Genomic DNA, 17,948 nt, shown 5'->3' on the forward strand with positions numbered 1-17,948 from the left:
GCAGGACCGGTCGGCAGCAGGAGCCTTCCGTGCATATCGAGCGCAGCGTCTTCCGCGACGACCACGAAATCTTCCGCACCACCGTGCGCCGCTTCTTCGAGCGCGAATGCGTGCCCCGCCAGGAAGCCTGGAACCGCGCCGGACAATGGGACCGCGACATCTGGCTGAAGGCTGGCCGCGAGGGGTTGCTGTGCATCACCCTGCCCGAGGAATACGGCGGCGGTGGTGGCGATTTCGGCCACAGCGCGGTGTACAACGAGGAGTTCAACCGGGCCGGGCTGTCCGGCAACGGGCTGGGCATGCACTCGGACATCATCGCCCCCTATATCGCCCGCTGCGGCAGCGAGGAGCAGAAGCGCCGCTGGCTGCCCGGCGCCTGCTCGGGCGAGCTGATCCTGGCCATTGCCATGACCGAGCCGGGCACCGGCAGCGACCTCAAGGCGGTGCGCACCAGCGCCGTGCGCGAGGGCGACGAATACGTCATCAACGGCAGCAAGACCTTCATCAGCAACGGCCTGTCCGCCGACCTGGTGATCGTGGTCTGCAAGACCGATGCGGAAGCCGGCGCCAGGGGCATCAGCCTGATCGCGGTGGAAACCGACCGCCCCGGCTTCCAGCGCGGCCGCAAGCTGGACAAGGTCGGCCAGCACGCCCAGGACACCGCCGAGCTGTACTTCGACAACGTGCGGGTACCGGTGGGCAATCGCCTGGGCGAGGAAGGCAAGGGCTTCGCCTACCTGATGGGCGAGCTGCCGCAGGAGCGTTTCTCCATCGCCGTCTCCGCCGCCGCGCGACTGGAGACGGTGCTCGAGCACACCCTCGACTACGTCAAGAGCCGCCAGGCCTTCGGCCAGACCGTCTGGGATTTCCAGAACACCCGCTTCAAGCTGGCCGACATCAAGGCCCAGGCGATTGCCGTGCGCCTGATGATCGACCACTACCTGGGCGAGCACATGCGCCGCCGCCTGACCCTGGAAGAGGCGGCGATCGCCAAGCTGTTCGCCACCGAAACCCTGGGCAAGGCACTGGACGAGATGGTCCAGCTGCACGGCGGCTACGGCTACATGCTCGAGTACCCGGTGGCCCGCGCCTTCGTCGACATGCGCGTCAACCGCATCTACGGCGGCACCAGCGAAGTCATGCGCGAACTCATCTCGCGCAAGCTCTGATCACACAAGGACAACAGGCATGAGCCAGAAAGCATTCGTCGCCGGCGTCGGCATGATCCAGTTCAGGAAGCCCGGCAGCAGCGATTTCTACGACATCATGGCGCGCGACGCGATCCAGCAGGCGCTGGCCGATGCCGGCATCGACTATCGCCTGGTGCAGCAGGCCTACGCCGGCTACGTCTACGGCGACTCCTGCTGCGGGCAGAAGGCCGTGTACCACGCCGGCATGACCGGCATCCCGGTACTCAACGTCAACAACAACTGCGCCACCGGCTCCTCCGCGCTCTTCCTCGCCCGCCAGGCGGTAGCCAGCGGCGCGGTGGACTGCGCCCTGGCCGTGGGCTTCGAGCAGATGAACCCCGGCGCGCTGAAGTCCGCCTGGCCGGACCGCCCGGCCGCGCTGGAGCGCGCCAACGCGGTGGTCAGCGAGCTGGTCACGGGCATCGACGTGCCGAGCAACGCCATTCGCCAGTTCGCCGGCGCCGGCCGCGCGCACATGCAGAAGTACGGCACCCGGCTGGAAACCTTCGCCGCCATCCGCGCCAAGGCCAGCCGCCACGCCGCGCGCAACCCGCTGGCGGTATTCCGCAACGTGGTCACCACCGAGCAGGTGATGAACGACGTGGTGCTCTGGCCGGGCGTGCTGACCCGCCTGATGGCCTGTCCGCCCACCTGCGGCGCGGCGGCCGCCATCGTGGTCTCCGAGGCCTTCGCGAAGAAGCACGGCCTGCGCACCGACGTGCTGATCGCCGGCCAGGCCATGGCCACCGACATCCCCGCCTCCTTCGACAGCCGCGACATGATCCGCGTGGTCGGCTTCGAGGTCACCCGCCTCGCCGCGCAGCAGGCCTACGAGCAGGCCGGCATCGGTGTCGGCGACATCGACGTGATCGAGCTGCACGACTGCTTCGCCCAGAACGAACTGCTCACCTACGAAGGCCTGGGCCTGTGTGCCGAGGGCGAAGGCGAGAAGCTGGTCAACGACGGCGACAACACCTACGGCGGCCGCTGGGTGGTCAACCCCTCCGGCGGCCTGCTTTCCAAGGGCCACCCGCTGGGCGCCACCGGGCTTGCCCAGTGCTACGAGCTGACCCACCAGCTGCGCGGCAGCGCGGGTGAGCGCCAGGTGCCACAGGCGCGCATCGCCGTGCAGCACAACCTCGGGCTGGGCGGTGCCGGCGTGGTCACCGTGTACCAGAAGCACTGACGCCGGGAGGCTCCAGATGATCGATCCGAAACACATCGGCAAGCAGCTGCCGTCCTTCAGCGTCGTCGCCGAAGCCGGGCAGCTGCGCTTCTTCGCCAGGACCATCGGCGAGACCGACCCGGTCTACCTCGACGAACAGGCGGCGCGCGACGCCGGCCACCCCGGCCTGCCGCTGCCGCCGACCTTCCTCTTCTCGCTGGCGTTCCAGACGCCCTCCAACGCCTGGCGCGACGAGCTGGGCATCGTCTCCTCGCGCATCCTGCATGGCGAGGAGTCCTTCACCTACCAGCGCATGGCCTATGCCGGCGACACCCTGCACTACGACGTGCGCATCACCGACATCTACGACAAGAAAGGCGGCGCACTGAGCTTCGTGGTGCGCGAGTCGAAGGTCACCAACCAGCACGGCGAACACGTGGCGACCCTGCGCACCACCCTCGTCCACCGCAACAGCTGATCCGGAGATCCCGATGACTACTGTCCACTTCGATTCCGTCCAGGTCGGCGACAGCCTGCCGCCGCTGAGCCTGGCGCCGATCAACCGCACCACCCTGGCCCTGTTCGCCGGTGCCTCGGGTGACCACAACCCGATCCACATCGACATCGACTACGCGCGCAAGGCCGGCATGGTCGACGTGTTCGCCCACGGCATGTTGTCCATGGCCTACCTCGGCCGCCTGCTGACGCAATGGGTCGACCAGCGCCAGCTGCGCGGCTTCGCCGTGCGCTTTGCCGGCATCACCCACCTGGGCCACCAGCTCACCTGCAGCGGCCACGTGGTGGAGAAATTCGAGGCCGACGGCGAGCGCCGCGTGAAGCTGGAAATCCGCACCGCCAACCAGTATGGCGAAACCAAGATCGTCGGCGACGCCATCGTCGCCCTGCAGTGAGGACCGCCCCATGACAAGACTCGACGGCAAGGTGGCACTGGTCACCGGCTCCGGCCGCGGCATCGGCCAGGCCATCGCCCTGAAGCTCGCCGGCGAAGGCGCGCGCATCGTGATCAACGACCTGGACCTGGCGCCAGCTCAGGAAACCGCCGCGATGATCCGCGACCTCGGCGGCCAGGCCGCCATCAGCCACGGCAACGTCAGCGCGCCGGACTTCGCCGAGCGCTACATCCGCACTGCGATGGAGCACTTCAAGGGCATCGACATCCTCGTCAACAACGCCGGCTACACCTGGGACGACGTTGTGCAGAAGATGAGCGACGAGCAGTGGTACGCCATCCTCGACTGCCACATGACCGCGCCGTTTCGAATCTTCCGCGCCGCCTACCCGGTGATCAAGGCCCAGGCCCAGGCTGACGCCGAAGCGGGTCGCGAGGTGTTCCGCAAGGTAGTGAACATCTCCTCGGTGTCGGCCTTGAACGGCAATGCCGGACAGATCAACTACAGCGGCGCCAAGGCCGGCGTCGCCGGCATGACCCGCGCGCTGGCCCGCGAGTGGGGGCGCTTCAAGGTCAACGTCAACGCGGTGGCCTTCGGCTTCATCGAAACGCGTATGACCCGCGCCGACGCCCACGCTGGCGCCACGGTGAACATCGAGGGTCGCGACATCCGCGTGGGCATCAGCCCCGAGGCGGCGAAGTCGTTCGCCCAGCGCAACCCGCTGGGGCGTCCCGGCAGCGTGCAGGAAGCCGCCGATGCGGTGTACCTGTTCTGCTCCCCGGAATCCAACTACATCACCGCGCAGACCATCGCGGTGGCCGGCAACCTGCAATAGCCGCAGCGGCATCCGCGGCGGCGCTCCTCCCCGGCGTGCCGTCGCCCAGCCCGAGGAACGACATCATGAAGCAACTCACCCCCATGGACGCGCAGTTCTTCTATTCCGACGCCCCGCACCAGCCCATGGTGATCGGTGGCCTGTGGATCTGCGACCAGAACTCGGCCCCCAACGGGCTGGTCCGGCACAAGGACATCATCCGCTTCATCGACAGCCGTCTCAGCAGCACCTCGCTGTTCCGTCGCCGCCTGCAGCACGCGCCGCTGCGCCTCGACGATCCCTACTGGCTGGAGGACAAGCACTTCGACCTGGAGTACCACATCCGCCATGTCGGCCTGCCGCAACCGGGTGACTGGCGCCAGCTGTGCATCTTCGCCGCGCGGGCGATGTCGCGCAGCCTGGACATGGAGCGCGCGCCCTGGGAGATCACCGTGATCGAGGGGCTGAACAACGTCGACGGCGTGCCGCCGGGCAGCTTCGCCCTGCTGCTGCGCTTCCACCATGCCTATGTCGACGGCAAGTCCGGGGTGGAGATCACCACCCTGCTGATGGACGACCAGATCGAATTCGACGACAACACCTACCGCCAGCCGCTCAACGAGCGCATGCCGACCCGCACGCAGATGTGGGCCAAGACCATGCCGCGCCTGCTCGGCCAGTCGCTGCGCAGCGCCCGCGCCGGCCTCAGCGTGGCGCGCAAGGGCCTGCAACTGGCGGCGCAGCTGCGCGGCGAGGCGAGCCCCGACCAGCGCCGGGTACCCAGCGCCCTGTTCAACGCCCAGGTCTCGCCGCACCGCAGCTACGGCGCGATGACCTGGAGCCTCGCCGAGCTCAAGCAGATCCGCCGCTGCGCCGAGCGCTCGACCCTCAACGACGTGATCATCGCCATCATCGCCGGCGGCCTGCGCCGCTACCTGCTGAGGCGCGAGGCCCTGCCGGTGGAGCAGTCGCTGGTGGCGCTGTGCCCGGTGGCGATGCGTCCGGAAAGCGCACGCCGCGACATGGGCAACCTGATCTCGATGATGCTGATCGGCATGGGCACCGACATGGCCGATCCGCAGCTGCGCCTGCAGGCGGTCACCGAGCGCACCCAGCGCGGCGCGCCGCTGGCCAAGGAGGTGATGCACGAGCTGATCACCTCGCTGGGCGAGATGCTTCCCGCGCCGATGCGCATGCTCGGCGGCTGGTTGCAGAGCCAGGTGCGCTATGTCAGCCGCTTCCCCCTGCAGAACACCCTGATCACCAACGTCCCCGGCCCCACCAACGGCGCCGAGAAGAAGTACTTCGCCGGCGCCGAGATTCTCGCCACCTACCCCATAGTCCCGGTGTTCGACGGCATGGGCCTGAGCCACGGCATCACCAGCCTGTACGGGCAGATCATCCTCGGCGTGCTGGCCGACCGGCAGATGCTGCCGGACATGGATGTCTACATCGACTGCCTGCGCGATTCCACCGCCGAGTACCTGGCGTTGGCCGGCGAACTGCGCGCAGCCGCCGATGAACCACCCGCCAGGCCGGGCAACGCACGCCGCCGCCAGGCCCCGGCGCGAAGCCAGGAGCCCAGCGCACAGTGACCCGCGACGGCGAGCGGCAGGCAGGGATGCTTCGCTCGACCGTCACCTTTGCAGCGACAACCGACAGGAAAACCCGATGTTCAGGCAGAAGTCCGCGGCACGGCAGTGGCGCGACAAGATGGACCACGCGCACAGCTACCCGGAATGGGCGCAGCATGCCGCCGCCCTCGATCACGCGACCGGCATGGATGACTGGCGCGGCAACGAGGTGTCCGCCGACTACGACTACCGCACGGTGCGCCAGCGCCTGGAGCGCCTGCGCGGCATGCGCAACGCCGGCGCCTACGGCAACCTGATGTTCGCCCTCAACGAAGGCATCCACGGCAACCTCGCCGGCATGGGCAAGGCCACGCTCTACGGCCATTCGCACCTGGGCACCAAGCACCTGATCCACCAGTACATCGAGGAGGTCTGCCTGTCCCTGCAGGCCATCGACGGCCTCGACGAAAAGGTCATCCCCCTGGAGGAGCGCAAGGACTTCTTCCTTCGTGCCAGCCAGTGCTTCGGCCGCTCCGCCCTGATGCTCAGCGGCGGCGCAGTGCTCGGCTACTTCCACGCCGGGGTGCTCAAGGCGCTGCTCGAGGAGGGCATGCTGCCAAGCATCATTTCCGGTTCCAGCGCCGGCGCCATCCTCGCTTCCATTGCCTGCACCCACGACGACGCCCGATTGCCCGCGCAGCTGCAGGCCGAGCACCTGCTGATGCAGGCCGCCGGCACTGCGCACCGGCGCCGGCCGCGCACCCGCCCGGCGCTGGAGGCCGGCGACCTGGCCGCCTACCTGGAGCGGCTGATCCCCGACCTGACCTTCGCCGAGGCCTACAAGGTCAGCGGACGCCACCTCAACATCACCGTCACCGGCCTGGAACCGCGCCAGGCGCCGCGCCTGCTCAACGCGATCACCGCGCCTACCGTGCTGGTGCGCTCGGCGGTGATGGCCTCCTGCGCCATCGCCGGCATCTATCCGCCCGTGACGCTGCAGGCGAAGAACGCCGCCGGCCTGCAGGTGCCCTACCTGCCCGAGCAGCAGTGGATCGACGGTTCCTTCCTCGACGACCTGCCGGCCAAGCGCCTGGGCCGGCTGTACGGGGTCAACCACTTCATCTCCAGCATGGCCAACCCAGCGGCGCTGCTGTTCACGCCCAACCCCAACGCCCGCCCGAACCTGCTGCAGAGCGCCCTGAACCAGCAGATACGCCTCGGCAAGGGAGTCGCCACCCATCTGCTGCGCCTGGGCCGCGACCACCTGCGCATCCGCAACGCCACCCTCGCCCGCTGGCAGCACCTGAGCTACAGCGTGCTGGTGCAGGACTACATCGCCGACATCAACCTGTTCCTCGGCAAGCGCTGGCACAACCCGCTCAAGCTGCTCGCCCCGATGCCCCTGGCGGAGCTGCGGCAACTGCTGCGCGAAGGCGAACAGGCGACCTGGGAACGCATGGCGATGGTGCGCAACTGCACGGCCATCAGCCGCACCCTGGACGGCATCCTGCGCGACCGCCACTGGACCGTCTGAGCAGGCGAGCGCCTGAGCACGGCACCTTCGGCGCCCCCTGGCGGTCTGACTACCCAGGGAGCGCCACCGCGCCAGCGCAGCAGCGCCCCTGCCTGCCGCTGAGCCCATTGCGCTTCAGCGCGCCCCGCACGGGTCCCAGCCTCTCGAACAGGAGTTCCGCCATGAGTGACTACCTTGCCCCGCTGCGCGACATGCAGTTCATCCTCAAGGACCTGCGACTGCTCGACGGCCTGCGCCAGTTGCCGGAGCAGCAGGACATGAACAGCGAGCTGGTCGACGCCATCCTCAACGAAGCCGCACGCTTCGCCCAGGGCGTACTGGCGCCGTTGAACGTTACCGGCGATCGCCAGGGAGCGCGCTGGAACCAGGGTGACGTACGGACCGCCGAAGGTTGGCGGGCTGCCTACGAACAGTTCGCCGGCAATGGCTGGAACGCCCTCTCCTGTCCGCCCGACTTCGGCGGCCAGGGCGCACCGCGGCTGATCTCGGCGCTGGTGGAGGAAATGTGGAACGCCGCCAACGTCGCCTTCGGCCTCTGCCCGATGCTCACCCGCGGTGCCATCGAGGCCATCGAACTGCGCGGCAGCGATGAGCTCAAGGCCACCTGGCTGCCGAAACTGGTGAGCGGCGAATGGACCGGCACCATGAACCTCACCGAACCCCAGGCCGGCTCTGACCTCGCCGCCGTGCGCAGCCGCGCCGAGCCCCAGGGCGACGGCCGCTACAAGGTGTTCGGGCAGAAGATCTTCATCACCTACGGCGAGCACGACCTCACCGACAACATCGTCCACCTGGTGCTGGCCCGCGTGCCCGGTGCACCGGATGGAGTGAAAGGCATCTCGCTGTTCGTGGTGCCCAAGGTCCTGCTGAACGCCGACGGCAGCCTGGGCCAGCGCAACGACGTGCGTTGCGTCTCCATCGAGCACAAGCTCGGCATCCACGGCAGCCCCACCGCCGTGCTGGCCTTCGGTGACGAAGGCGGCGCCAGCGGCTGGCTGGTGGGCGAGGAAAACCGCGGCCTGGAGTACATGTTCATCATGATGAACGCGGCGCGCTACTCGGTGGGCATCGAGGGTATCGGGCTGGCCGAGCGTGCCTACCAGCGCGCGGCCAGCTATGCCCGGCAGCGCGTGCAGGGCACGGAAATCGGCGTGCCCGGTCGCGAGAAGGCGGCCATCCTGCGCCACCCGGACGTGCGCCGCATGCTCATGTCCATGCGCTCGCGCACCGAGGCCATGCGTGCGCTGGCCTGCGAAGTGGCGCTGGCCATGGACTTCGCCCACGGCCACCCGGACGAGGCGGTGCGCCGCGAGCGGCAGGCCTTCGTCGAGCTGATGATCCCGGTGATCAAGGGCTGCGCGACCGAGAATGCCGTGGACATCGCCTCGCTGGGCGTGCAGGTCCATGGCGGCATGGGCTTCATCGAGGAAACCGGCGCCGCCCAGCACCTGCGCGACGCGCGGATCACCCCGATCTACGAGGGCACCACCGGCATCCAGGCCCTCGACCTGATCGGCCGCAAGATTGCCCGTGACAAGGGCGCCGCCGCCTTCGCCCTGATCGCCCAGCTGCGCGAAACGCAACGGGCGTTGCCCGATGACGACCCGCAGTTGGCCGGCATCCGCCATCGCCTGTTCTCGGCGATCAACGCCCTGGATGACGCGGTGAAGTTCGTGGTGGCCCACTACGACAGCCAGGTGCGCCTGGTCGCCCTGGGCTCGGTTCCGCTGCTGGAGCTGCTGGGCATTGTCGCCGGCGGCTGGCAACTGGCCTGTTCGGCGCAGGTGGCGCAGCAGCGGCTGGCCGAAGGCAGCGGCGATGCCGCCTTCTACCGCGCCAAGCTGCGCACCGCACAGTTCTATGCCGGACATGTGCTCACCCGTGCGCCGGGGCTGGCGCAGGCCATCGTCGACGGCGGGGACGCCGCCCTGGAGATGGAAGACTTCGCGTTCTGAAGCTCCTGGTCCCCGCTGCCCAGTCGACGGGAGCCGGGCCTTCAGTTCCGAATAGGACAAGACGCCAATCCCCAGTGGAAATGTCCGACTGCAACACCCGCCTTCTGCTCGGAGAATGCCGCCGCTCGGGTCACACGCCCACCTGAGCCGCCTCCTGCGCAGCGATATCCGCTGCCCGGCCGGCATTTTCAATCAGCGGAGACTTTGATGTTAGAAACGATCATCCAGCAAGCGGCCCATCGCGGCATGGGCCAACAGGCCCGTCGCTTCGTCGGCCTGCTGGCCGAGTCCCTGGTCAACCAACGGACCGGTGGGTTCGAAGGTTTTCGCAAGCGCTTCGAGGACGCCGGCCTCGGCGACCTGTTCCGGTCCTGGATCGGTGGCAATTCTGTCGACAAGCCACTGCATCCTGACCAGTTCGGCGCCGGTATCGGCCTTAACGAATCCAACCGTCTCGCCAGCCTGCTGGGGGTTTCCAGTGGTGCGGTGAACATGGCCGGTGCGGAAGCGCTGCCCAATTTGGTTGCCCTGCTTACCCGCGATGGCAAGGAACCCTCCCATCTCACCGCGCCGCTTGCCGCGCTGCTGCAGGACGAAGCCGCCAAGCCTCGCAGGAAGGGCCTGGGCTGGCTGTTCTGGCTGCTGCTCGCAGGCCTGCTGGCGCTGTTCGTCCTCGCCGTGAGCCATTGCCAGCCGGAGTCCAGGCCGCCAATGCAACCACTGCCTCAGCCGAGCGAACCGGTAGCGCCGAGCCAGGCTCAAGGCGACAAGCCGGTGGCCCAGGAAGAGGCTGTACAGGAGCCCGTTGAAGAGCACCCGGCGCAATTCCAGCTGAGCAACCAGGATGGCCAGATCACCGTCAACGGCCAGTTGCCTGCAGACGCTGACAAGCAGCGCCTGATGGACGCCCTGCACGCGCAGTTCGGTGCAGACAAGATATCCGGCGATATCGTGGTCGATCCGCAGACCCTGCCGGCCGACTGGCTGGACAAGCTGATCGCTGCGCTGCCGAAACTGGGCGCCAGCGGCCTCAAGCTGGGTTTTGATGGCGACAAGCTGTCCATCGATACCTCGGCGCTGCCGGAAGATCAGCGCTTCCTGCTCAGCCAGCAGCTGCGCGAGCTGTTCAGCGGCTATTCCATGAGCGGCCTGTGGGAGCGCGCCAGCGCCGCCCTGGCCGACCTGAAGAGCGGCTTCAGCGCACAGGACCTGGTGCAGGCGCTGAACCTGATGAACGTCTATTTCGACAGCAACTCCAACGCCATCACCAGTGACAGCGCCGACATTCTCGGCCGCGCTGCCCAGGCCATCAGTGCCGCGCCGCAAGGCACGAAGATCGAGGTGGGTGGCCACAGCGACTCCGTCGGCACCCACGAGGGCAACCTGGCCATGAGCCAGAAGCGCGCCGATGCCGTGGTGGCCAAGCTGGTCGAACTGGGCGTTTCCCCCGCCCTGCTGACCGCCAAGGGCTATGGCGCCAGCAAGCCGATCGCCGACAACGCGACCGAGGAAGGCCGCGCCAGGAATCGCCGCATCGAGTTCACCGTCCTGGGCGAGTGAGTCTGAAAGCGCAGTGAAATACCCCACCACCCATCCGATCAACGGGTGGGTGGTGGCACTCCCGTAAAGATCTCGTTACACCCTTCCCCGTCACGCTTTCCCGCCTGTTTCTGTGGATTTCCCCGCTTCGCCACAGGGCTGGCTATTGCCGGCCATGCTTCTTATGCCCGAATGTTCATTGACAGCCGCCAGGGCCATCCAGTGAGATGGCCTTTCGTTCAGGCAAATGGCATTGCCGGCCGACTGTGTGCGTTGTGCCTGCAATGCCGCGATGACGAAACTCTGGCGATCCCGACTCGCTATTGCAGTTTTCTCGTTTCATCGACACAGGAGATGCCGGCGATGTTGAACCAGGCAGCCCGGAACACCCAGGACGTCGAATTCGACGAGCAATTCCTCCTCGCCTTCGAGATCCAGGTCCTGCAGAAGGCCCTGCCGGCTTTCGAAGAGGCCTCGCGCTTCGCCCGCGACCGAGGCCTGCGCTGTAGCGTGGAACTGATCACCAACGCCGACGGCCACCCTGAACTCAGCCTGCTGGCCACCCAGCGCGACGACCTGCCCGACAGTTGCTACCGGCTGATCGCCGACCCCGCGTCCCAGGGCCTCGTCCACGAGGAATTCACCGCGGTAAACCGCCGCACCCGCCGCCAGGGCGCGCGCCTGGCGACCCTCACCTCGCGTTCGCTGGAACTGCAGCTGGAGGCGTTCTTCATGCACGCCTTCGGCATGCGCCTGGACTACAACGTCCTGCGTCTGGACTACGCTTCAGGGCATTAGCCCCTTTCCGACTCCACCGGTCGTCGGTTCGGCCGGTGGAGTACCTGGCGTTCCGTCGGACAGTTCCTGCAAAGGATGATTTATGGCAACGCTGAACGCGCTGAAGCCGTTATTATTCGCGCCCTGTGCGCCACCTCGTGCGTGTTTCCTCGTTGTCGCTTGGCCATGAATGAATTCCTCGTGCATTTTCAGGACGGTCACTGCCCGGGCAAGACCGTGCTGCGCTCGTTTTCCCGTCAGATGACCCTTTCCGAGGCGCGCGTGCGCCTGCAGGCCTGCTACCCGCTGCGCGTTCCGCATCTGCTGAACATCCTGCATCTGACACCGATGCTGCCCGGCCGCTGATCCCACCCATACAGTTTTCCTGCGCCACTGTGCCTGCCCCCAGGCACCGACCGTGGCTAGAGTCGTTCGTCCCGACTTTAAGGAATGCGCCATGGCCGACCTGCTGCTGCGCCCCGCCCGCGCCGACGACGTGCCGGCCATGCTCGAGCTGATCTTCGTGCACGGCCCCAATGACTGGAACTTCCTGCCCGAAGGCCCGGTGCGCGAGCACTTCCAGGCCATTGCCGACGGCTCCGTCTGGGCGCTGGTGGCCGTGGATGAAGATGAACTGCGGGGCCTGGTCACCTATCACGAGAGCGATGCGTTCGGCCGTTTCCAGCGGGACGACCAGCAGCGCCACGCCTATATCGCCGAGGCCACGGTGCATCGCGGTGAAGCCGGACGCGGCCTGGGTACGCGCTTGTTGCGGGCAGCCATTGCCGACCTGGCCGCCCGCGGCCTGCCGGACATCTATATCGAGCGCCACGAGGAAAACCCCGGCTCCGCCGGCATGATGCGCAAGGCCGGCTTCCGTGAGCTGGAGACCTTCGCCGATCCGCAGCGCCGGCCCAACGGGTCACGGCGCACGACGATCTGCTACCTGGACGCGCGCACCGGCGCCGCCTGAACCTCACTCAGCCCCGCCAGGGCCTGGCGCGCCGCTTCGCCGGCCTGCTCCAGTACCTGACGCTTCCAGCCGTCCTCGTCGACGTAGAAGGCGTCGCGCAGCTGGCGGTGGATGCGCAGGGCCTTGCCCGCTGCTACACCGGGGTTGTTGGCCAGCCATTGGTCCGCGCGCAGTGCCTTGAGCACCTTCAATCCCGGCAGCGTGCCGTATTCCAGGGCAATGGCAGTCAGCTCGGCCTGCGGGCATTCGCTGGCGGCACAGAGGATCATCTGCCCCTGCAGTTGCACCGACACCGAGCCTCCTTCGTGGGCCGAAGTCACCTCGGCGCCCCACCAACGCCGAGTGCGCGCCAGCGTCTGCGGATCGTTGCCGCCGACGTAGATGCGCTCGCCATGCCCCTTGGGGCCCAGGCCGGTGTGCAGGTCGATCCAGCCGATGCGCGCGCAGGCCGCGGCGTGCTGGCGGAGGATTCGGCGCACCGTCTGGTTGCTCCAGGTCGGCTGCTCGCCGATGTAGAACAGGCCACCGGGATGGCTATCCTGGCCGCTGGAGATCGCCGCCTGCAGCTGCTTGCGACCATGGCGCATGGCGTAGCCGAGCAACCGCAGGTGGCTGGCCCAGGATGGCCAGCGCCGCGGGATCAGGATCGGGTCCAGCGCCGCGTAAGCCTGGTTGCGCTGGCGCGGCTGGGAGAAATCAAGGAAGTTGCGATTGAGGTCGACGTTCTCGTGGGTCCAGCGCCGCCACCAGGAAAAGCCATGGGGGTTGGCCGCGTGCAGGTAGAGCACCGCGCAGTCGGCCTGGGCGCAACGCTCCAGCCAGTCGGGGTCATTGAGCAGAGCGGTCTGTACCGCCGAACCGCAGAAGCCTTCGACGCCGTGGCAGCCGCTGCTGATGATCAGCAGGTTCCGCGCATCGCTAGGGCCGCTGCGCGCCACATCCAGCGCCAGGGTTTCGCCATCGCGGCCGGGCAGCGGGTGACGGTGGGATTCCACCACCAGGCCGGCGTTCAGGCAGGCGGCGAGGAACTTGCCACGCGCTTCGGCGTAGCTCTGGGAAAAACAGGCAGACGGGTTCATCACCGCTCCGGATGATCAGATTCGAGTCAGGAAAACCGGGCCCGACCAGCAGGCCCTTCGAAGAAAGTCAGGCGTGGCCGACAGCGCCCGGCAGCGGCGCTTCGCTGTGCTCGCCCTGCAGCGTCTGACGGGTGCGTTCGGGGGTGATGATCCGGCAGCCGAGCACCGCGCAGACCACGGTGAGGATGCCGAACAGACCGAGGGCGGTCTCGAAGCCATGGGCGATATCACCTCCGCGCAGCTCCACCAGTTGGCCGACGATCCACGGCGCGAGCATGCCGGCGCTGGTCATGCCGCCGATGTGGATGGCCAGCATCGAGCCGCGCTGGGCGCTCGGCGCGATATAGGCCACCAGGGTGTTGCAGAAGGTCGGCAGGACGTTCACCAGGATCGCGCCCAGAGCGTAGAGCACCAGGATCGCCAGGCGATCGCCGTGCAGCAGGGTCAGCGCGCAGAAGGCAACGCCGGCGATCGCCGCGAAGACCATCGGCGGCAGCACCATCGCACGCTGTACCGTGACGCCGCGCTGCATCGCCCGTTGCGACAGGGTGGAAAGAAGCAGGTTGGCGAGGATCACCCCGACTGTCACCACCATCACCGTGTAGCCCGACTGCATGGGCGTCATGCCCTGGCCTTTCTGCAGGTACACCGGCACCCAGCTGTACACCAGCGCGGTGGGCAGGTAGCTGAGGAAGCCCATCAGGGTGATCCAGACAAAGCTGCGGTTCAGCAGCAGGCGGCTGTACGGCAGGCGCAGCGACGCGCCCGGGCCCTCCTCCTCGGTCTGCTGCCCTTCGCGGCCGAAGAGCAGCCAGACCACCAGCCAGACCAGCCCGAGCACCGCCAGCAGCAGATACGCGGTACGCCAGCCGAAGTGCTGGATCGCCAGCGGCAGGCTCAGCGCGCCGAGCACGGCGCCGAGCATGATCGACACCTGGATCAGCGCCGAAGGCAGCACCCGTTCCTTGGGGCCGAACCACTTGAAGCAGGCGTGCTGGGTCACCGCCGTGCCCGGCCCGGTACCGGCGCCCAGCAGCAGCCGTCCGGCGACCAGCGCGGCAAAGCCGCTGGACAGCGCCACCAGCAGTTGCGAGGCCATCCACACCACGGACATGCCGGCGAGAATCCAGCGCGTCGGGAAGCGGTTGGCGAGGAAGCCCACCAGCACGCCGGAGATCGAATAGAGGAAGAAGAAGGCGCTGCCGATGAAGCCGAACTCGGTCGGCGAGAGTTTCAGCTCGTCGATGATCTGCGCACCGGCGAAGGCGAAGATGGTCTTGTCCAGCACACTGATGACCATCACCAGCATCAGCAGGACGAGGACTACGGTGCGCTTTTTCATGCGTGTCCCCCTTTGCACAGCGACGTTTCCACCAGCTGTACCCAGAGCGCTGCACCGAACGGAATGGCGCCGTCGTTGAAGTCGTAGCCGGGGTTATGCACCATGCAGCCGCTGGGACCGCTGTTGCCATTGCCCAGGGCGATGTAGCAGCCGGGGCGGCGCTCCAGCATCCAGGCGAAATCCTCGCTGCCGAGGAAGCCCGAGGGCACTTCGGAAAGCAGCCGTTGCGGGCCGACCAGCTCGCTCAGCACCTGGCGCGCGAGGCGGGTTTCTTCCGGCGTGTTGACCAGCACCGGCACCAGCTCCTCGTATTCGTACTGCAATTCCATGCCGTGCACGGCGGCGACGCCACGGGTGATCTCGCCGATGCGCCGCTTGAGCAGCTCACGCACCTCAGGCTTGGTGGCCCGCACGCTCAGGCGCAGGTCGGCGTGCTCGGGGATCACGTTGGCCGCCTCCCCCGCCTTCAGCATGCCCACGGTGACCACGCCCACTTCGGTGGACGGCACGTTGCGCGCGACGATGCTTTGCAGCGCGAGCACCAGCTCGGCGGCGGCCACTATCGGGTCCCGGGTCAGGTGCGGCATGGCGCCGTGGCCGCCGACGCCGATCAGGCGGATCGACACGCGGTCGGACGATGCCGTCAGCGCACCCTCGCGGGTGAGGAAGCAGCCCACCGGCAGGCCTGGCGCATTGTGCAGCGCATACACCGCGTCGCAGGGGAAGCGCTCGAACAGGCCGTCGTCCATCATCGCCACGGCGCCGCCGAGGGTTTCCTCGGCGGGCTGGAAGATCAGGTTGAGGGTGCCGTCGAAGTCACGGCGTTCGGCCAGGTCGCGGGCGGCGCAGAGCAGGATCGCGGTGTGGCCGTCGTGGCCGCAGGCGTGCATGCGGCCGGCATATTGGCTGGCATAGGGCACGCCACTGGCTTCGTCGATGGGCAGCGCGTCCATGTCGGCGCGGATGCCGATGCTGCGCGCGCTGTTGCCCTGGCGCAGAACGCCGACCACGCCGGTACCGCCGACACCTTCATGGACTTCGTAGCCCCATTCGCGCAGGTAGCCAGCGACGATGGCACTGGTACGCGCCTCTTCGAAGCCCAGCTCGGGGTGCTGGTGAAGGTCCCGGCGAATCCGTGCGAACTCTTCCTGGGAAGCGAAAAGTCTTTCGACTGTCTGGTGCTGAGAAAGGGGGTGCTGACTCATGCCGCATCCTGCTCATTGTTCTGATGTGGCCGGCAGGATGCCCCACGCGCGCGACGCTGAATAATGACCTTCGCGCATGCTTATCAAGGCTGGTTATCGTCGGCGCGTCATTCCGCCTTGCGCAGGTGCGGGCCCTTGAACGCGTACACCAGTTCGTCCACCAGGGTCTGCGCCTCGCGGGTCATCAGCTCCGGCGGGCGGCAGACCAGCGAGATATCGGTGCCCGGCACCGTCTCGGCGATGTCCAGCGCCTCCAGGGTGCTGGAGACGATGGGCAGGTCGAACACCCGCCGCGACCAGAAACTCACCGCGTCGGTGTTGGCCGCCAGTTCCGCGTAGAGCACCACCGAGGCGCACTCGATGACGCGTTCGGGATGGCGCACCTGGTATTGCTCGAACATCTGCCCGGCGAGGGAGACGTCCAGCGAATCGGGCACCAGCCACTCTTCGTCGAGCAGCTCGTGCAACGACCGCGCGTGGCGCAGTGGATGGCCCTTGCGCACTGCCAGGGTGGTGGGCTGGGCATAGAGTTCCTGCCAGTGGAAACCATCGACATTGCGCGAGGACGGCTGCGAAGTCAGCACCAGGTCCAGCTGGCCTTCACGCAGGCCTTCGAGCAGCTTGGCCGGGCGCAGTTCGTTGATCTGCAATTGCACCTTGGGGTAACGCTTGCGGTAGCGCAGCAGGCAGGCGGCGAACTGCTGGCTGGGCGTCACCGGCGATACGCCGATGGCCACGCGGCCGTCCATGGCGCCTTTCAGCGTCTCGATCTCGTCCCGCGCACGGCGCACTTCTTCCACCACCAGCCGGGCACGGCGCACCAGGCGTTCGCCGTATTCGGTGGCGGTGATGCCGCGGTTGGAGCGCACCAGCAACGGCACGCCCAGCTCGGCCTCCAGCTCCTTGATGCTCTTGGACAGGGCGGGCTGGGAGATGTGCAGCAGGCGCGAAGCTTCCTGGATGCTGCCGCTCTCGCAGATGGCAACGATGGCGCGGAGTTGATGCAACTTCATGGCTGGGACGACGGCTCATGGCTCGGTAACAGGTCGGAACATAAAGCAAAATCGAGGCCGGCGTGCGTAAAGGTTGGTAAACGCGGGCGGACTGGCGGGTCGCGATGCAGGTTTTTCCACGGCGCTCAACGCTTCGCAGGCAAGACGTATCGGCTGGCGATGGTTCTGGAAGAACCCGGAACCACCCTCTCCCCCGCCCTCTCCCTTAAGGGAGAGGGCGTATACGAATGAAGCGCACCGGCTGTGCCTTCCTGGAACTTCGGCGTCAGGAATAATCCGTGACTTCAGGCCGTAGGGCGAATAACCCGGAACGGGTTATCCGCCGCCAGCCTCACGGCGGATAACGCCCGAGGCGTTATCCGCCCTACGGGTGCGACCTTGGGGCCTCGTAGTGGACTACGTCTGATTGACACCTACTGCCCGAATCCCTACCGTTGCCTCGCTGTCCCCTATGGGCAGTCGGGATTGGCGTCTCGCTCAAGAGAAGGTGCATGAACCTCGGTTCAGCTCCTCGCATGGTTGCACCCGCGTTATGGGAGGACCGTGCAGGGCATCTTCGGATGCGCCGTTTACTCTTGACGGTACGCCAACCTGTACGGTCCGCCCTCCCTGATTGGCGTCAGGGGAGGGAGGTGCGGCAGAAAACTTGGACTGATTAGACGATGATTCCTAGAGACCTACGGTGCTCCAAGGGGCTGCGTGAGCCAAGCGACATTTTGATCCGGGCCTCGTTGTACCATCGGAGGTAGGCATCGAGCTCTGTGATGAACTCATCGATAGTTGTGTCGAGCCAATCCCTGGCATAGAACAGTTCGTTCTTCAATCGGCCGAAGAATCCCTCGCAGGCAGCGTTGTCTGGCGAGCACGCCTTGCGTGA

17 protein-coding genes are annotated in these 17,948 nt (G+C 67.1%); 12 read left to right on the forward strand and 5 right to left on the reverse strand.

Features of this window, described 5'->3' with window-relative positions:
* Positions 1–29: 29 nt before the first annotated feature.
* The 12 genes from HNP46_RS28055 to HNP46_RS28110 all read left to right on the forward strand — a co-directional run bounded on the left by HNP46_RS28055 (position 30) and on the right by HNP46_RS28110 (position 12,432).
* On the forward strand, positions 30–1,169 hold the full coding sequence (locus HNP46_RS28055) for an acyl-CoA dehydrogenase family protein (RefSeq protein ID WP_184595581.1): 1,140 nt from the start codon (positions 30–32) through the stop codon (positions 1,167–1,169).
* Positions 1,170–1,188: 19 nt separating this feature from the next.
* The gene (locus HNP46_RS28060) at positions 1,189–2,376 is read left to right on the forward strand and encodes a lipid-transfer protein (RefSeq protein WP_184595583.1); all 1,188 of its coding nucleotides are present in this window, start codon (positions 1,189–1,191) and stop codon (positions 2,374–2,376) included.
* A 16-nt stretch (positions 2,377–2,392) separates the two neighbouring features.
* The gene (locus HNP46_RS28065; protein ID WP_184595585.1) at positions 2,393–2,833 is read left to right on the forward strand and encodes a MaoC family dehydratase N-terminal domain-containing protein; all 441 of its coding nucleotides are present in this window, start codon (positions 2,393–2,395) and stop codon (positions 2,831–2,833) included.
* Between the two features lie 13 nt (positions 2,834–2,846).
* Complete coding sequence (locus HNP46_RS28070) at positions 2,847–3,266, forward strand: MaoC family dehydratase (RefSeq protein WP_184595587.1); 420 nt, start codon at positions 2,847–2,849, stop codon at positions 3,264–3,266.
* A 10-nt stretch (positions 3,267–3,276) separates the two neighbouring features.
* Positions 3,277–4,101, forward strand: coding sequence for an SDR family NAD(P)-dependent oxidoreductase (locus HNP46_RS28075; protein WP_184595590.1), 825 nt, complete (start codon positions 3,277–3,279; stop codon positions 4,099–4,101).
* 65 nt (positions 4,102–4,166) lie between these two features.
* Positions 4,167–5,675: a wax ester/triacylglycerol synthase family O-acyltransferase gene (locus HNP46_RS28080; protein WP_184595592.1), complete on the forward strand. Its 1,509-nt coding sequence runs from the start codon at positions 4,167–4,169 to the stop codon at positions 5,673–5,675.
* A gap of 76 nt (positions 5,676–5,751) precedes the next feature.
* Positions 5,752–7,188, forward strand: coding sequence for a DUF3336 domain-containing protein (locus HNP46_RS28085; protein ID WP_184595594.1), 1,437 nt, complete (start codon positions 5,752–5,754; stop codon positions 7,186–7,188).
* Between the two features lie 161 nt (positions 7,189–7,349).
* Positions 7,350–9,143, forward strand: a complete 1,794-nt coding sequence (locus HNP46_RS28090; protein ID WP_184595596.1) for an acyl-CoA dehydrogenase — start codon at positions 7,350–7,352, stop codon at positions 9,141–9,143.
* 207 nt (positions 9,144–9,350) lie between these two features.
* Positions 9,351–10,703 (forward strand): OmpA family protein, encoded by a 1,353-nt coding sequence (locus HNP46_RS28095; RefSeq protein ID WP_184595599.1) that lies wholly within the window; start codon positions 9,351–9,353, stop codon positions 10,701–10,703.
* A gap of 342 nt (positions 10,704–11,045) precedes the next feature.
* A complete protein-coding gene (locus tag HNP46_RS28100) occupies positions 11,046–11,480 on the forward strand; it encodes a hypothetical protein (protein ID WP_184595601.1) in 435 nt (144 codons plus the stop codon).
* A gap of 75 nt (positions 11,481–11,555) precedes the next feature.
* Positions 11,556–11,825: a hypothetical protein gene (locus tag HNP46_RS28105; RefSeq protein WP_184595603.1), complete on the forward strand. Its 270-nt coding sequence runs from the start codon at positions 11,556–11,558 to the stop codon at positions 11,823–11,825.
* A gap of 91 nt (positions 11,826–11,916) precedes the next feature.
* Positions 11,917–12,432, forward strand: coding sequence for a GNAT family N-acetyltransferase (locus tag HNP46_RS28110; RefSeq protein WP_184595605.1), 516 nt, complete (start codon positions 11,917–11,919; stop codon positions 12,430–12,432).
* On the opposite strand, the gene HNP46_RS28115 is transcribed toward HNP46_RS28110, so the two are convergent.
* From HNP46_RS28115 to HNP46_RS28135, 5 genes are all read right to left on the reverse strand, one after another.
* Positions 12,402–13,511 carry a M14 family metallopeptidase gene (locus tag HNP46_RS28115; protein WP_184595607.1) on the reverse strand — a complete coding sequence of 370 codons (1,110 nt, stop codon included), beginning with the start codon at positions 13,509–13,511 and terminating at the stop codon, positions 12,402–12,404. The genes HNP46_RS28110 and HNP46_RS28115 overlap by 31 nt on opposite strands.
* Positions 13,512–13,578: 67 nt before the next feature.
* A complete protein-coding gene (locus tag HNP46_RS28120; RefSeq protein WP_184595609.1) occupies positions 13,579–14,853 on the reverse strand; it encodes an MFS transporter in 1,275 nt (424 codons plus the stop codon).
* A complete protein-coding gene (locus tag HNP46_RS28125) occupies positions 14,850–16,058 on the reverse strand; it encodes a M20 aminoacylase family protein (protein ID WP_184595611.1) in 1,209 nt (402 codons plus the stop codon). Before HNP46_RS28125 ends, HNP46_RS28120 begins: the two co-directional genes overlap by 4 nt.
* 107 nt (positions 16,059–16,165) lie before the next feature.
* The gene (locus HNP46_RS28130; RefSeq protein ID WP_184595613.1) at positions 16,166–17,071 is read right to left on the reverse strand and encodes a LysR family transcriptional regulator; all 906 of its coding nucleotides are present in this window, start codon (positions 17,069–17,071) and stop codon (positions 16,166–16,168) included.
* A gap of 655 nt (positions 17,072–17,726) precedes the next feature.
* Positions 17,727–17,948 (reverse strand): IS3 family transposase (locus HNP46_RS28135; protein WP_184595615.1); only part of this gene is annotated, 222 nt, incomplete at its 5' end.

It is taken from the genome of Pseudomonas nitroreducens (assembly GCF_014204515.1).
In the GTDB taxonomy this organism is placed as follows: domain Bacteria; phylum Pseudomonadota; class Gammaproteobacteria; order Pseudomonadales; family Pseudomonadaceae; genus Pseudomonas; species Pseudomonas nitritireducens_A.

Excerpts from the sequence above, each read along its gene's own strand:
- HNP46_RS28060 (WP_184595583.1), top strand. The coding sequence starts at position 1,189 with ATGAGCCAGAAAGCATTCGTCGCCGGCGTCGGCATGATCCAGTTCAGG.
- HNP46_RS28065 (WP_184595585.1), top strand. The coding sequence starts at position 2,393 with ATGATCGATCCGAAACACATCGGCAAGCAGCTGCCGTCCTTCAGCGTC.
- HNP46_RS28070 (WP_184595587.1), top strand. The coding sequence starts at position 2,847 with ATGACTACTGTCCACTTCGATTCCGTCCAGGTCGGCGACAGCCTGCCG.
- HNP46_RS28075 (WP_184595590.1), top strand. The coding sequence starts at position 3,277 with ATGACAAGACTCGACGGCAAGGTGGCACTGGTCACCGGCTCCGGCCGC.
- HNP46_RS28080 (WP_184595592.1), top strand. The coding sequence starts at position 4,167 with ATGAAGCAACTCACCCCCATGGACGCGCAGTTCTTCTATTCCGACGCC.
- HNP46_RS28085 (WP_184595594.1), top strand. The coding sequence starts at position 5,752 with ATGTTCAGGCAGAAGTCCGCGGCACGGCAGTGGCGCGACAAGATGGAC.
- HNP46_RS28090 (WP_184595596.1), top strand. The coding sequence starts at position 7,350 with ATGAGTGACTACCTTGCCCCGCTGCGCGACATGCAGTTCATCCTCAAG.
- HNP46_RS28095 (WP_184595599.1), top strand. The coding sequence starts at position 9,351 with ATGTTAGAAACGATCATCCAGCAAGCGGCCCATCGCGGCATGGGCCAA.
- HNP46_RS28100 (WP_184595601.1), top strand. The coding sequence starts at position 11,046 with ATGTTGAACCAGGCAGCCCGGAACACCCAGGACGTCGAATTCGACGAG.
- HNP46_RS28105 (WP_184595603.1), top strand. The coding sequence starts at position 11,556 with ATGATTTATGGCAACGCTGAACGCGCTGAAGCCGTTATTATTCGCGCC.
- HNP46_RS28110 (WP_184595605.1), top strand. The coding sequence starts at position 11,917 with ATGGCCGACCTGCTGCTGCGCCCCGCCCGCGCCGACGACGTGCCGGCC.
- HNP46_RS28115 (WP_184595607.1), bottom strand. The coding sequence starts at position 13,511 with ATGAACCCGTCTGCCTGTTTTTCCCAGAGCTACGCCGAAGCGCGTGGC.
- HNP46_RS28120 (WP_184595609.1), bottom strand. The coding sequence starts at position 14,853 with ATGAAAAAGCGCACCGTAGTCCTCGTCCTGCTGATGCTGGTGATGGTC.
- HNP46_RS28125 (WP_184595611.1), bottom strand. The coding sequence starts at position 16,058 with ATGAGTCAGCACCCCCTTTCTCAGCACCAGACAGTCGAAAGACTTTTC.
- HNP46_RS28130 (WP_184595613.1), bottom strand. The coding sequence starts at position 17,071 with ATGAAGTTGCATCAACTCCGCGCCATCGTTGCCATCTGCGAGAGCGGC.